General features: G+C 36.2%; 11 protein-coding genes. 7 read left to right on the top strand and 4 right to left on the bottom strand.

Annotated elements, in window-relative coordinates:
* Nucleotides 1-3: 3 nt before the first annotated feature.
* Nucleotides 4-765 (bottom strand): hypothetical protein, encoded by a 762-nt coding sequence (locus EHQ16_RS13020; protein WP_135633923.1) that lies wholly within the window; start codon nucleotides 763-765, stop codon nucleotides 4-6.
* Entirely contained in the window at nucleotides 762-2,726 is a 1,965-nt protein-coding gene (locus tag EHQ16_RS13015) for an acetoacetate--CoA ligase (protein ID WP_135633925.1), read from the bottom strand. Before EHQ16_RS13015 ends, EHQ16_RS13020 begins: the two co-directional genes overlap by 4 nt.
* 91 nt (nucleotides 2,727-2,817) lie before the next feature.
* Here EHQ16_RS13015 and EHQ16_RS13010 point away from each other — a divergent pair, with 91 nt between their 5' ends.
* From EHQ16_RS13010 to EHQ16_RS12985, 6 genes are read left to right on the top strand one after another with little or no spacing between them, the layout of a single operon-like run.
* Entirely contained in the window at nucleotides 2,818-4,188 is a 1,371-nt protein-coding gene (locus EHQ16_RS13010; RefSeq protein ID WP_135633927.1) for an MBOAT family O-acyltransferase, read from the top strand.
* Nucleotides 4,189-4,197: 9 nt separating this feature from the next.
* Nucleotides 4,198-5,286 (top strand): DUF1574 family protein, encoded by a 1,089-nt coding sequence (locus tag EHQ16_RS13005; RefSeq protein WP_135633929.1) that lies wholly within the window; start codon nucleotides 4,198-4,200, stop codon nucleotides 5,284-5,286.
* Nucleotides 5,287-5,290: 4 nt separating this feature from the next.
* Nucleotides 5,291-5,686, top strand: coding sequence for a hypothetical protein (locus tag EHQ16_RS13000; protein WP_244242075.1), 396 nt, complete (start codon nucleotides 5,291-5,293; stop codon nucleotides 5,684-5,686).
* A gap of 39 nt (nucleotides 5,687-5,725) precedes the next feature.
* On the top strand, nucleotides 5,726-7,057 hold the full coding sequence (locus EHQ16_RS12995) for a TolC family protein (RefSeq protein WP_135633931.1): 1,332 nt from the start codon (nucleotides 5,726-5,728) through the stop codon (nucleotides 7,055-7,057).
* On the top strand, nucleotides 7,054-8,193 hold the full coding sequence (locus EHQ16_RS12990; RefSeq protein WP_135633933.1) for an efflux RND transporter periplasmic adaptor subunit: 1,140 nt from the start codon (nucleotides 7,054-7,056) through the stop codon (nucleotides 8,191-8,193). The genes EHQ16_RS12995 and EHQ16_RS12990 overlap by 4 nt, the downstream gene beginning before the upstream one ends.
* 2 nt (nucleotides 8,194-8,195) lie before the next feature.
* The gene (locus tag EHQ16_RS12985; protein ID WP_135633935.1) at nucleotides 8,196-11,306 is read left to right on the top strand and encodes an efflux RND transporter permease subunit; all 3,111 of its coding nucleotides are present in this window, start codon (nucleotides 8,196-8,198) and stop codon (nucleotides 11,304-11,306) included.
* Here the strand turns inward: EHQ16_RS12985 and EHQ16_RS12980 are convergent.
* The gene (locus tag EHQ16_RS12980) at nucleotides 11,255-12,061 is read right to left on the bottom strand and encodes a dienelactone hydrolase family protein (protein WP_135633937.1); all 807 of its coding nucleotides are present in this window, start codon (nucleotides 12,059-12,061) and stop codon (nucleotides 11,255-11,257) included. The two genes, EHQ16_RS12985 and EHQ16_RS12980, sit on opposite strands and share 52 nt — an antisense overlap.
* A 288-nt stretch (nucleotides 12,062-12,349) precedes the next feature.
* Between EHQ16_RS12980 and EHQ16_RS12975 the strand changes: the two genes are divergently transcribed.
* Nucleotides 12,350-14,068 carry an acyl-CoA dehydrogenase family protein gene (locus EHQ16_RS12975; RefSeq protein WP_135633939.1) on the top strand — a complete coding sequence of 573 codons (1,719 nt, stop codon included), beginning with the start codon at nucleotides 12,350-12,352 and terminating at the stop codon, nucleotides 14,066-14,068.
* Between the two features lie 88 nt (nucleotides 14,069-14,156).
* Here the strand turns inward: EHQ16_RS12975 and EHQ16_RS12970 are convergent, their stop codons facing one another.
* A complete protein-coding gene (locus EHQ16_RS12970; RefSeq protein WP_135633941.1) occupies nucleotides 14,157-15,338 on the bottom strand; it encodes a fatty acid desaturase family protein in 1,182 nt (393 codons plus the stop codon).
* Between the last annotated feature and the right edge of the window lie 37 nt (nucleotides 15,339-15,375).

Here is a 15,375-nt window from a genome sequence, read left to right as displayed (position 1 = left end):
TTGTTATCTTCCTAAATTCATAAACAAAGTAAACATTTCGCAAGCAGAAGCAGATCCCAACTCACAAGAATCACTTAATTCCTCTAAAGCAAGAGATATCTCTTCCGATTTTTTGGTTTTCAAACGATCGAGAGCACTGGATTCTAATTCTTTTGCTTTTGATATCTGTTCTTCTGGATTTTTAAATTTCCATGGTAAAGGTCTTGTATACCAGGACAAACTGTCCAGAAATTGCCTTATATCTTTTTCTATCTGTGGATAAACAGATTCGTAACAGGTAATGATAATGGTGAATCCAAATTTATCTTCGGTTGCTGTGATATAATGTTGTAAAACAATATCTTCTTTATCTTTAAAATTTCCGAATATTCCTAAAAATTTATAACTATTTTCAACATTAGGAATTTTCTGTAAGGAGAAAGAATTACGAACATTTGTAATCATACTAAATCTTCGAGACTCTGCATGAAAAATAATCGGATGGAGAGGAAGTTTGTTTTCTGATTCTTTAAAAAGGATCACTAGAGCAGGAATGATTTCTCGGCCTGATTCTTCTTTTAAGGGTAAGGTTTTGAAATGATCAAACTTGGTTGCGATTCCATTGGATCTTCGTTCGGTTAGAAACCACCTGGAAGGAAGATCAAAAGAAATACAGTTAGTTTGAAAACAAGAGTACTGATGAGTTGGATTTGTTTCTGCAAAAAGATTGGTGAAAAGAAAGAAATAAAAAACCAAGAATCCAAAAATATTAAATCCTGGATTCATACACTCAGTTCCTTTCTGTTTTTAAAATAGTCCAAAGAATTTGGATTTGCCAAAGCATTTTTGTTTTTTACCTCCAAACCAGCTACTGTTTGTTTGACGGCAATTTCTACTTTTTTCCCATTCACAGTATATGGGATTTCTGGAACAGAAAGTATTAATGCCGGAACATGCCTCGGAGAAGTTTCCAATTTGATTTTTTCTTTGATTTTTTTGACTAAAACATCATCTAGAGAAACACCATCTGCCGTAACCACAAACAAAATAACACGAACATCATCCTTATACTCTTGGCCAATGATCACACTGTCTTTCACTTCCGGAATCGTTGAAACTACAGAGTAAATATCAGCAGTTCCAATCCGTACACCACCTGGATTCAAGGTAGCATCAGAGCGACCATAAATCACAAGTCCATTCTCTGGTGTGATAGATGCAAAATCACCATGACACCAAATATTATCGTAAGTTTCAAAATAGGCAGATTTGTATTTGGCACCCGACTCATCATTCCAAAAAGAAAGTGGCATCGAAGGGAATGGTGTAGGACAAACGAGCTCACCTTTTTCATTTTCTACCGACTTACCCATATCATTGAATACTTGTACATCCATACCCAAACCCTTACATTGGATTTGACCTTCAAACACTGGTAAGTTGGGATTTCCCAAAGCAAAACATCCATTTAAGTCTGTTCCTCCGGAAATAGAAGACAGTTGCACATCTTTTTTTATATTTTCATACACATAACGAAATCCGGAGTTAGGTAATGGTGAACCCGTAGAAAGAATCACTTTCAAATCTACTAATGAATACTTGGATTGAACGGAGACTTTTTCTTCCTCTAAAACAGAAAGGTATTTGGCACTCGTTCCAAAAACTTGGATGGATTCTTTCTCTGCCATTGACCATAAAGTTTCCCAGGAAGGATGGAATGGATTCCCATCAAATTGATAAAGAGTGGCACCTAATGCCAAAGCAGACTGAGACCAGTTCCACATCATCCAACCACAAGTTGTATAATAAAAAAAACGATTTTGTTTAGACAAATTACAGTGTAACGAAAGTTCTTTTGTGTGATTAAGAAGCACTCCCCCACCTTGGACAATACACTTAGGAAGACCTGTTGTTCCAGAGGAAAACATAATATAAACTGGATCAGAAAAACCAATCGAAGTATATGTAAGTTTCTCTCCTGGATTTACAGAACCGATTTCTTTATAATGAAATGGAAATTTGATTTTACCAAAATCTTGGATAGGTTCCACAAAATCATAAACTAAAGTTTGTTTGAATTCTGAATTAATAACATTTGTGAGTTTGTTTGATACTTCTTCCAACTTATCAACTATGGATATTTTTTTGCCTTTAAACAAATAAGACTCCACAGAAATCAAAACTTTAGGTTGGATTTGTTCAAACCTATCAAGGATTCCCCGAACACCAAAATCTGGTGAAGCACTAGACCATATAGCACCTAACGAAGTGGTAGCCAACATCCCAATGGTGGATATAGGTGCGTTCGGAACTAGGCCGACAACACGATCCCCTTTTATTACACCGAGCGCATACAAATGTTTTTGTAATTTTAAAACTTCGATTTTTAATTCTGAATATGTTAATCTTTGAATTTGGCCATCTTCCGAATAAAACACCAAAGAAACATCATTTGGATTTCCAACTTCAAGCAAATTTTCAGCAAAATTATACAAGGCACCAGGGAACCAACTTGACTTTGAAAAATGGGTACCTGTTTCCATTGTTTTTTCCGGTTCACGATGTAACTTAAAACCAGAATAGGATAACCATTCTTTCCAGAACGATTGGTATTCATCTACCGAGAACTTATGCAAAGAAACATAATCAGAAAATGATTTATTAAATTTAGTTTCCAGATGGCCTAAAAAACGGGATAGGTTTGTCTCTTTTGAATGAGGTGTCCAAAGTATATTTTGAGTCGCCATGAGGACTGATCTTTCTGGATTTGATTTTAGAGGCAAGTATGATTGTGTAAAATGGCTGGTAGAAAAAAATATCGAAGAAATTCTAGGGAAAATGCTGTTCAATTCCATTGACTATCTTTACTTTTTTGTAGCTTGTTATTCTATTTATTGGATTTTACCTTCTCAGTTTCGCAAATACGTTCTCATCATTTTCTCTCTGTTATTCTATGGATACTGGAGTGGTTCTTTTTTAATCCATTTTATTACATTCATCGTCATCTCTCATTTTTGTGTATTGGGGATTTTAAAAACTAGAAAAAAAATATACTTATACCTTGGTGTTGGCCTCAACCTTATCAATCTCTGTTTTTTTAAGTACATTTTGACCTACCTCCAATACTTGATGAAAGAAGGTGAATTATCATTACCCATCTTACAATCTTTGTCGGAATTCGTTTTACCACTTGCTATTAGTTTTTATACCTTTCAAATGATTGCATACATTGTTGATGCATGGAGAGGAAAATTCACCGAATCTCCGTTTATGAATTTTCTACTATTCATTTTATTTTTTCCACAACTCATCGCAGGCCCGATCATGCGCCACGACGATTTTTATGACCAAATTGATAATGCAAAACTTAACGTTGATTTTTTACAAAGAGGAATCCTTCACATCATCTCTGGACTTGTCAAAAAAGTTTTAATCGCCGACCAATTGGCTAAAATCATCAATCCTGTTTATATGAATCCGGGTGATTATGACGGAATTTCTATTTTGCTAACTACCGTTGCTTTTTCTTTTCAAGTGTATGGAGATTTTTCTGGTTATACAGATTTAGCAAGAGGTTCTGCCTTTTTATTAGGTTACGAAATTCCTGAAAACTTCCGATCTCCTTTTTTATCAGTAAGTTTTAGCGAACTATGGTCTAGATGGCATTATACTCTCTCTACCTGGATTCGCGATTATTTGTATATTCCGTTAGGTGGCAACAGAGTTTCAGAAATAAGATATAATATCAACACCATCGTTGTTATGTCTTTATCTGGATTATGGCATGGGAATACTTATACATTCTTTTTATGGGGATTTTTTCACGGGATCTTTTTATCTATAGAACGAATTGCTTTTGGAAAACCGGACCGGAAGTCTATGAGTTTTGGAAAAAAGATTTTGGCTGCTCTTTGGGTATTTGCTATTTTTTGTATCCTTGCTACTTTCTTTCGAATTGATTCGTTAAACAAAATATATATCTTTTGGTCTTCTGCATTGAACCAAACAGGTAAGTTTATATACCGTCCTGATTTTTGGGGACTAATGGCCGTTAGTTACCTTTTACAATTTTTAGAATTCAAAAATTATTTCTCAAACAAACTAAAACCTTACGTAAATTGGATCATTCCAGTTCTTATCTTTTTAGTTTATTTCGCTCTCATCAAAATCGAATCCCCAGTGGAAACATTCATTTACTTCCAATTTTAAAGAGAACTTATGAAAGACATTCGCATTTATTTTATCCCCTTCTTACTTTTACTCCTAGTCATTGTAGTAGATAAGTTAATTTGTATTCCTGAAATTCGCGAAAGTGGCAGAAGGACTTATAAAGCCGGCCAGAATTTAATTTTAGGTATGCCAACCATTTGGGAGGAAAATAAAACCATCCAAAAAAGTGGTAAACGGGTGGTAGTTGTTACGGGAACTTCTCGATCAGAAAGTTTCCACCAATGGAAAGAAATTCCAGTATCCAAGTCGATCATCCAAGAACCTGTTTATTTTGAAACAAGAACAGCCATTAAAGCATCTGAATTTTTATTATATTATTTAATCATAAAGTCCATGACAGATTCAGGATTCAAACCTGATGTTCTATTTCTAGAGTTTTCAGAAGAAATGTTCAATGAAAACAATGTGTATACATACAAAACAAAGTGGGCAGAACTTATGTTACACGAAGATGAGCTCCTGGACATCTACGATGCAATGAACCCACAATTCAAACGAGATATCATTGCTCGACTTTTATTTTTAGGTTACAATTACCATTTCAATCCAATCCTTGCGGTAAAAAATTTAGCCTCAGGCAAAAGAGTCGCCAATGATGATTACTTCATCGGGTTGTCATCTTATATGAATGAAAAAAAACAATTTGCACCTGATCACATTGGTTATCATGTAAATAATTTTCCCGAAAAAGAATACCAAGATCGAATTGTTGGTTATGCGGAGTCTCGAAAACTTTATTTTTTAAACAATTACCGAATTTCGAATCCCGAAATTAATTTCTTTCGTAAGATCATAGATCATGCAGAGAAACATAATATTCCGATGGTCATTTGGGAACCGCAGATCCACCCCTACTTTCAAGACATAAGAAAAAAAATCACCGGTGGTGATCTTTTTAATAAAAATATTAAACAATATATCGATCCAAATTCAAAAAATATTCGTTATATAAGTTTGAACGAAGGAAATACAAATTGCCAGACTTATGTGGATTGTAGCCATGTTTCTCCGATTTGTGTGCCAGAAATTGCAGATAAGTTATTGCAAACTGCAAAGGAAATTCCAAACTATAAGTAATCTTATGAAGCTCGGACAGAAAAAAGCCAAATACTTACGCCAATTTTTTCTATTTGGCTTTGTACTTCTATTTTCTGCCAACTTTATGTACCAACGCATCGTCGACAATGAGGTCAATTGTGGACTGATCGGTTCTCCTGAAAGTGGATGTCCTTATGCTTTTTTGGATCATACCTTAGGTGTCAATCCAGGTCATTCACTTGCTGAAGATGGGGAACACACAGATCATGTTTGTTTCTCTTGCCCTTGTAATTTTATTGTTTCCTGTTCTTGGGACTTATACCTCTCTCACATACTCATCCAACTCCATAAAGTTTATATCCACCAACCGGAACTACAAATTCCACAACTTGTTACAGTAAACACATTTTTCCGACCACCTAAATACAACCTCACTTAGTTAACTCGCAATTCGTTTGCGTAAACACTTGGAGGTTTTATGAATTTTATTTTTTATCCCAAACAGAGGAATGTATTTCTATTTTGTTTGGTTTATATCCATTTTTATGTTTTTCCAATACAGGGAGAACCTAACGAATTTTCAACGAACAGTTGTCGAAAAGACAATTCGATATTAGAACTCAGTCGATGTATCGTTAGTAAACATCCTGACTATCGAATCGAAGAAATCAAATTAAAGGAAATCTCAGGTAGGAAAAAAATTGCTTCTTACTATTTTCCGTCAAATCCGACTTTTAGTAGTTATATTGCTACAAGAAAAGGAGAATCTTCTGGACCCGTATCTCTATCTGGGCCAAATGCGGCAAATAACTTTCAAGTTATGGTCAACCAAGAGATCTTTACTAATGGGAAAAGAGAAATTGCTGTCCAAATTGCTGACGAAGAATTTAAAGCACAAGTTTTTCGTTTAGAATCTGTAAGGCGGTCTTTGGAATTCGAAGCACTAAAAAAAATCACTCGTTTTCGATATCTTTATTTAGAAGAAGAAAACAGTCGTGATAATTTAAACCTAGTTAAAGAATTAAAAAAAATTTCAAAAGCAAGAGTGAACGAAGGACTTTCTCCTGGAATCGATGAATCCTTATCAGAATCGGAAGAAATTAGAATCTATAAAATCTGGAACCAAATCCATAGACTTTCGGAAAATACAAATTCTGAATTGGAAGTATTACTTGGATTTCCTTTAGATAAAGATACAATACAAACTCAAAATTGGATTTTACCAAAAGACCTTTCTCGGGAAAAAACTGAATTGATTCAAATGGCTATGTTAATGCGTCCGGAACTGATGTTATCAGAAAAGGAAATAGAATTGGCTTTACTCCGCCAAAACGAAGTAAGACGACAAAAAATTCCAAACGTAAGTTTAGGAGCTTTTGCGCAAAATGACGGATTCAATGAAAAAGTAGTTGGTGGTATGGTCAGTTTCCCAATGACAATTTGGAGAGACTACGAAGGAGAGACCATCATCGCTTCAGCAAAAATTGATAATTCCAAAGAACTAAAGGAATCGGTTTCAAGAAATATCAAACAAGAAGTTTTATTTGCTCTAACAAACTACATAACATTGTCTGAAGAAATTAAATTCTATGATACACAAACAATGGATCGGGCAGAATTAGATTTAAAAAATCTACAAGAAGCAATTCGATTTGGCAAAATTAAAATTATAGATGCAATCAACCAACAAAGAATTCTTTTACAAACAAAACTGAATTACCTGAACACAAAAACAGAATTTGAAATATCTCAAATTGAACTTGTTCGTGTTCTCGGATTACCTAGCGACTCATTAGGGGTCAAACCATGAAAAAACAAACACTTATCTTAATTTTTTCCCTTCTTTTGATTTCTGCTTCCATATATTTTTGGAAGTTTAGTAAAACTAATAACGATTTAGAATCCACAAAAGAAACCAAAGACTTAGTAAAACTTTCTTTAGAAAATCAGAAAAGTTTAGGAATAGAAACTGAAATCATCCAAAAAGAATCCATCCAAACAAAAATTGAACTGATTGGTGAAACAGAAGCAGTACCAGATGCAATCATTGATGTACCGGCAAGGATTTCAGGGCGTATCACTTCCGTTTTTTTTGTAGAAGGTGATACCATCAAAAAAGGTCAAAAACTAGCTACCATCGATTCACCAGAACTTGCAAAACTAAGATCAACTTATTTAGTAGCAAAGTCAAAATTTACCGCAGCCGAACAAAACTTAATTAGAATCCAATCATTGGTTAAAATGAATTTAGCCGCAAAACAAGAGTTTATCGATGCAGAAACAAATCTAAAAGTTGTTGAATCAGAAAAAAATGCGGCAGAAGAAAACTTACGAGCAAATGGCTTACCGATCGATAATTCTGCTTCTGGAGTATATACTGTATTTGCACCAAGGTCAGGGCTTGCTCTTTCCCGAAATGCCATTCCCGGTTCCATCATTTTAGGAAATCAAATTCTAACCACCATTGCCGAACTTTCTTCTCTTTGGTTCCAAGCAAAAATATTTGAAAACGATTTAAAATATCTTTCGGAAGGTGATAAAGGAAAAATTATTTTGAATGCTTATCCTGATTTGGAATTTGAAGGAACATTGGAACATATTGGCGAAAAGGTAGACCCAGAATCGAGAACGGTTCATGCAAGGGTAGTTTTTAAAAACAAAAACCGTAAAGCAAAGATTGGTTTATTCGGAAAAGCCATCCTAATGGTGAATCAAAAGGAAGGTATACAAGTTTCTGAAGAATCAGTACAATCTTATCAAAATCGAAAGTTTATATTTATTGAAACCAAACCGAATGAGTTTCAATGGACAGAAGTCGAAATAGGAAATGTGAATGATGGACAAGTGGAAATCCTTTCTGGAATCAAACCAGGAGAAAGAATAGTCACAAAATCTGCCTTTGAACTCAAAGCCATCTTATTCAAATCTACGTTTGGTGGAGAATAAATATGGAATTTTTAACAAAAATCGTTCAATTCTCTCTACAAAATCGCCTTTTAGTTATTATTTTAACAGTATTACTTGTGTTTGGTGGTTTTTATTCATTGAATCACTTAAAAGTAGATGCAGTACCTGACATCACCAACGTCCAAGTCCAAGTAATCACAACTTCCCCTTCTCTCTCTACTTTGGAAATCGAACAGTACATCACCTTACCTGTAGAAAGAGCCATCACAGGAATCCCAAACTTAATAGAAGTTAGATCCGTTTCTCGCTATGGATTTTCCCTTGTGACTGCCGTATTTACAGATGGAACTGATTTATGGAAAAGTAGGCAACTTGTCAGCGAAAGATTAACAGAAGCATCAGAAAATATTCCCGCCATTTTTGGAAAACCAGTCATTGGCCCCATCACAACAGGCCTTGGGGAAGTATTTCAATTCACCTTAGAGAGTGAATTTCATACTCAGATGGAACTCACAACTTATTTGAATTGGTATATCAATCCTGCACTCAAAACAGTTCCCGGCATTGTAGAAGTCAATAGTTTTGGCGGCAAAACTAAACAGTATCAAGTCATTGTAGATCCCTTTAAAGCGGCTTCACTTGGTGTATCACTCAATCAAATTGTAACTGCCGTTGAATCTAACAACATTTCCACAGGGAGTGGGTATATTGAACGATCCGGCGAACAATTGATTGTTGGTAGCGACGGTCTTTTAAAAGAAATCACTGACTTTGAAAAAATCCAAGTAGGTAAAATGGGAGATGGATTCCCTATTTATTTAAGTAACATTGGTAAAATTGTGGAAGGAGCTAGATTACGAAAAGGTGCAGCCACGGCAACAGGTAAGTCTGAAGTGGTAGGTGCCGTAACACTCATGTTACTCGGTGAAAATTCACTAGAGGTCACTACAGCCGTAAAAGAAAAAATCACTCAGATAGAAAAAACTCTTCCCACAGGTATGAAAATCAAACCGTATTATGATCGTTCGATCATGGTGAAAAATACTTTAAACACTATTGTATGGAATTTATCAGAAGGAGCCATCCTTGTCATCATTATACTATTTCTGATGATTGGTGATTTTCGATCGGGGCTTGTCATTGCCTCTGTGATTCCACTAGCGATGTTGTTTGCTATTTCACTTATGTTTTTACGAGACCTGCCTGCCAATTTAATGTCTATGGGTGCCATTGACTTTGGACTTATTGTAGATGGTGCAGTCATCTTGATTGAAAACTCACACAGACGTTTGGGATTAAAACGCAAAGAATTAAAAAGAGATCTTACCGACAAAGAACAAAAAGAAACCATTTTAAGTGCAACGATAGAAGTTCGAAAGGCCACTATTTATGGAGAAATCATCATAGGAATTGTTTATATCCCAATTCTTACTTTAAGCGGAACTGAGGGCAAAATGTTTATCCCAATGGCAACAACCGTTTTATTTGCCTTACTTGGCGCGTTCTTCTTAACACTCACACTCATTCCCGTTCTTGCTTCCTATTTTTTAAAAGGAGGGCATATTGCCGAAGGAGAAACAAAGTTTTTCCAAAAAATTCACGAATGGTATACACCAAAATTAGAATATTGTCTAAAGGAATCTAAAAAAGTCACTTATTCCAGTATTGGAATTCTTCTTCTTTCTATTATATTATTCTTTCGGTTGGGGGGTGAATTTTTACCAAAACTAGATGAAGGGAATCTCCTAATCGAAATTAGCCGGTATCCATCTACAACGTTAACTGAATCTTTAGAATCTTCTATGAAAATAGAAAGGGCCATTCTTAAAGAAATTCCAGAAATCACAGAAGTAGTTTCGAGAACAGGATCACCAGAACTTGCCATTGAACCTATGGGTGTAGAAAAAACCGATATGTATATGGATATGAAACCAAGATCCGAATGGAAACTAAACAAAGAGGAACTTGAACTCAAGTTACAAGAGATCATTGAAAGAGTTGCTCCACAAGTGGCTTATGGTTTATCACAACCAATTGAAATGCGGAACAATGAAATTATGGCTGGGATCCGAGCCGATGTGGGAATCAAAATTTTTGGAGATGATTTAACAAAACTAAAATCTTTAGCAGAAGAAATTTCTAAAAAAATCAAAAACATTCCCGGTGTCGTTGACCTACGTATCGAACAATTGTATGGATTGGAATATTTAAGGATCAAACCCAACAGAGAAAAGTTAGCAAGATACGACCAATCAATCATCGATATAGGTCGTGTTACCGGATCCATTTCTTCGGGAGTTCCTGCTGGTATTGTTTATGAAGGAATGAAACGATTCGATATCGTTGTGAAAACAGATGTAGGTGGAAACCCAGAACAAATCAAAAACATACCAGTTAAGGTTGGGAAAAATAGTTTTGCTCCCTTACACGAACTTTCAGAAATTTATATTGAAGACGGGCCTGTACAAATCTACCACCAAAATCAAAATCGTTATGCTTTAGTACAATTTAACATTCGAGGAAGTGATATGGTGAGTACGGTAAAACTTGTTCAATCTGTTTTAGAAAAAGAAATCAATTTTCCATCAGGTTACCACTATACCACAGGAGGTGAGTTTGAAAAATTTGAATCTGCAACAAAAACTTTATACATTGTTGTACCGATTACACTACTCGTTATTTTTTTAATCTTATATTTTGCATTTAACGAATTATCAGCGGCAATCATCATCTTCCTCAATGTTCCGTTTGCCATCACTGGAGGAATTTTTGCTCTTTACATAAGGAATTTACCATTTAGTATTTCAGCGGGAGTGGGATTCATTGCTTTGTTTGGAATTGCCGTTCTAAATGGACTTGTACTCATCAGTTTCATTCGGAGTTTGGAACAAGAGGGGAAAGGAAAAGAAGAAGCAGTGAAAGAGGCTGCACTGTCAAGACTTCGCCCTGTACTCACCACTGCCTTTTTGGCATCCATTGGATTTATACCTATGGCAATCAGTTCCTCACCAGGTGCCGAAGTCCAAAGACCTCTAGCAACCGTAGTGATTGGAGGATTAGTTTCAGCAAGTGCCCTGACGCTGTTTGTCCTTCCTCTCGTCTATTTAAAGTTTGACGTGAAAAAATCCTTCATACTATCAAAGGATGCGTAGTCAGCTTTTTCATTATATGCAAGACCAGGAAGTCCACGAGCTTCTGCCCCAGGTCTTGTGAATCCATGAACGGCTCCTGGGTGAGAGATAAAAGTAACAGGAGCTTTTGCATCAGTCACTGTTTTGATGAATGTTTCCACAGACGTTTTAGGAATAAAAGGATCATCTGCACCATGATGCACTAAAACTTTTGATTTTATTTTTTTTGCACCGGAAGCCAAGTTTTTGCTACTAAGGAAACCATGGAAAGAAACAACTCCGCCTTTTAAGTCAGCACCATCTAATGCTAGTTCAATGACTCCGCCACCACCAAAACAATATCCGATGGCTCCAATTTTACTAGTATCAACATTTGGGTTTGATTTTAAAATTTCGAGAGCCTTGTAGATTTTTTTGAGCATCACTTTCGGTTCTCCATTCGCACCAGAAAGTTTCCCAGCTTCTACATGGTCTTTTGCAAGAATTCCTTTTCCATAAACATCCATCACAAAAGCAACATAACCTAAATCAGCAAGTTGTTTGGCTCTTTGTTTGGGATACTCGTTCACTCCCCACCATTCGTGAATCACAAGGACACCAGGACGTTTTCCTATAACAGAAGAATCAACGGCGAGAAATCCCTCGTAGGTTTTTCCATCCAATTTATATTCCACTGGATTTCCAGAAATGGAAGACTTTATCGGTAGTTGTGCAGTTGGTACACTCGCACACTTAATGGCGAAAACGAGCGCAAAAATAGAAATGAGTTGTTTCATACGTCTCCTGTTCCACAGAAAAAAACGGGCACGATTTTTTTCGGTAGAGATAGATTTTGAATTCTACTTGGGAATTGTAAAAAAAGAAACCTTAATTTCTAACAAATATAGGAAGATTTGGAGTCATCCAAAAACAATACCTTCGTTCGTTTTTGTTGGGCTAATTCACAAAAAAAAGGAAACCGATCGGTTCACCATCTATCTAATTTTCCAATTTTTTTTGTTATACGATTTTTTTTAATCGCCTCACATTACTAAAATTTATCTTCTAACTCAAAAGGAATTTTTATGATCCAAAGTAACTACTTTCAAACCAACGAAGACTTAAAAGAACATTTTTACGAATTAATTGATTGGAATGAAATTGTTCCTATTTATGAAAATAACTATTCTGATTCCAAACTTTATTCCGAAAACAATAACCCTCGACTAGAGTATGCACCATCTAATATCGATGAGGCGAAATCATTTTATGATGAAATCCTAAAATCCTGCGGAGAAATCAGTGGGATGTATGTTTCCCAAGTTGCTGCAACTGTGGATTCCAAAGGTCTAAAATTTGATAATGGAAACGTGATCCATCCACAAGAGATGGTGGATGTAATCAAAATGTATCATGATGCAGGACTTGGGCCTGTTGCATTCAAAAGAAGGTATGGTGGACTAGGTGCACCTAGCATCATAAAGGCGATGATTGCGGAATTGATGTATAGATCCGATAGTTCTATTACCATTGCAGTGGGAAGTATGGGGCTTGCCGCCATTTTGGAAGTCTGTGCCTCTGATGAAATGAAAGAAGAATGGATTCCAAAACTAATTTCAGGAAACTATACAGTCACTATGGGATTATCAGAACCAGACTTCGGATCTGATTTACCAAACATTACCACCAAAGCTACAAAAAAAGATGGTAAGTGGTATCTCAACGGAACCAAAAGATTTCAAACTGTAGCCTGTGGAGTGAATGGTATCCCGGGTATCACTCTCACGTTAGCAAGAACAGGAACCCAAGAAAGTGGTGCGAGAGGACTTTCTTTTTTTATTGTTGAGAACAAAGATTATGCGGTGCAAGGTATCGAAAAAAAATTAGGAATCAAAGCCTCCGCCACCTGCGAAACCGTCTTTGAAAACAGTGAAGGTTATCTTGTTGGTAAAGAAGGATTCGGACTTGTAAAGTATGTAATGGGAATGTTAAACGGTGCCCGTCTCAGTGTTTCTTCCCAAGGTACAGGGATAGTCACTGCTGCTTATGAAGAAGCTCTTAAATACGCAAAAGAAAGAATCCAATTTGGAAAACCCATTTATGAAATTCCGGCTGTCCGTCGTATGTTGGACCGAATGGAACGTGAACTTGCGGGAATGCGTTGTCTAATGGTGGAAGCTGCCTTTTCTGTAGATAAATACTATTGGTATGAAGATGGGCGAACCGTTTCCCCGGAAGAATCCAAAATAGGAAAATTCTGGGAAAAAGTGGCAAACACACTCACTCCCATATCCAAATACTACAATTCAGAAATGTGTAATGACTTAGTTTATGATGGATTACAAGTATTAGGTGGTGCTGGGTATACAGAAGATTATGATCTTTCTCGACTTTATCGAGATGCAAGAATCACCAATATATATGATGGAACCACACAAATCCAAGTGAACGCAGCCATTGGTGGCATTACCTCTGGAATGAGCCCGACAGGAACTTTCCGTAGTTATCTAGATCATTTGGCAAAAGGATCAGAATCCAATACCAAACTCCAAGAGATCCGAACTCTATTTGAATCCATTGTTGATGCATATAAATCCATCGAAAAACAAGAAACAAAAGAAGCCCATAGTTTTGAAGTGGTGGAATCGGCAGCAAGAGTTGTGGTAGGATACTTGATGGAAAGAGCCAAAAACAAATCCACTAGTAGAAAAGAACTTCGTAGTACTTGGTGTAAAGGATTTCATTTGGATAGTTTGGCCATTCTATCTGCAAATCAAATTAGACTGAAACATTTGAAGGATTAAAAAAAAGGGCCCTCGTTATGAGGACCCGAAAGAAAGGAAAGGAATGAATTCCCCACAATGCGCAAGTGGGAAATTCGTCAAGTTCAGGTTATGTGAGAGTCGCTGACTTCTCTTCACTAGGAAGGGAGATCTGAAAACTGGGTTGCGAAAGTAACGCAGTTGGTTCTAAGTATTTCTTTTTATTTCCCATTAACTTTCCGGCAATGGAATCAGGAAAAGAATAAGCAACGATTCGTTTCCAAACGGAAGCAAACTGTTTCACGAAACTTCCTGTATTGTAGTGTTGACCATACTTAGCACAAATTTCTTTCAAACGAGGTGCCACTTCACGGTAACGTTTTGCTGGCATATCAGGGAACATATGGTGTTCGATTTGGTGACTCAAATGCCCAGTCATCGTATAAAAAAAGTTACTACCATCTAAGTTAGAAGAACCTTTGAGTTGTCTTAGATACCACTGCGCTTTTGTTTCCCCAACAATATCATCTACGGAAAAAGATTCTGCATTTTCTGTAAAATGCCCACAGAAGATCACAGCGTAAGTCCAAAGATTTCGAATCAAATTTGCGATCAAATTTCCTAAAATGATCTTTGGAAAATTCAAACCGGCAAGGAGTGGAAAGAAAAGGTAATCTTTTACAAGTTGTAGTTCAATTTTTTTAAAGAACACTGCCTTATAATCCTTAAGAGATTTTTTCTTTCTTTGTTTTTTCGGAATCTCCATATATTCCACTCGGTAACCGTGAGCTCCCACACCCCACTGGAAGTTCATCGCCAAAAACATATTTGTGAAAGGCTGTGTTAGGTGAACTGGTTTCCACTTTTGACCTTCTGTCAATCGGGTAAAATTATATCCATAATCATGATCTTTATTAAGAACATTTGTATAAGTATGGTGCATATAATTATGATAAAACTTCCATTGGTGAGCATCACTCACAATGTCCCATTCAAAAGTACGGGAGTTAAATCGTGGATCGTTCATCCAATCATATTGTCCATGAAGGACGTTATGACCAAGTTCCATATTGTTTATGATTTTGGATCCACCAAGAATGAGTGAACCAAGCACAAAGGAAATAGGTTCAAAACTAAAGTGGATGAGGCCACGACCTAAAATCTCTGTGTAACGATAGATTTTATAGATGGATCTGATATGATCTGCATCTTCTTTACCGACCTTGGCCATCACTTCTTCGCGGAGTGAATCCACTTCTTTTCCAAAGGCTTCAATTTCTTCGTGGTTTAATGTTTTGCTAATTGTTTTCATTTTATTTTCCTATGATGAATACTTTAATTTTCGAGAT

This window comes from Leptospira kanakyensis, from assembly GCF_004769235.1.
Classification (GTDB): domain Bacteria; phylum Spirochaetota; class Leptospiria; order Leptospirales; family Leptospiraceae; genus Leptospira_A; species Leptospira_A kanakyensis.
This window is presented reverse-complemented; position numbering and strand designations above follow the sequence as displayed.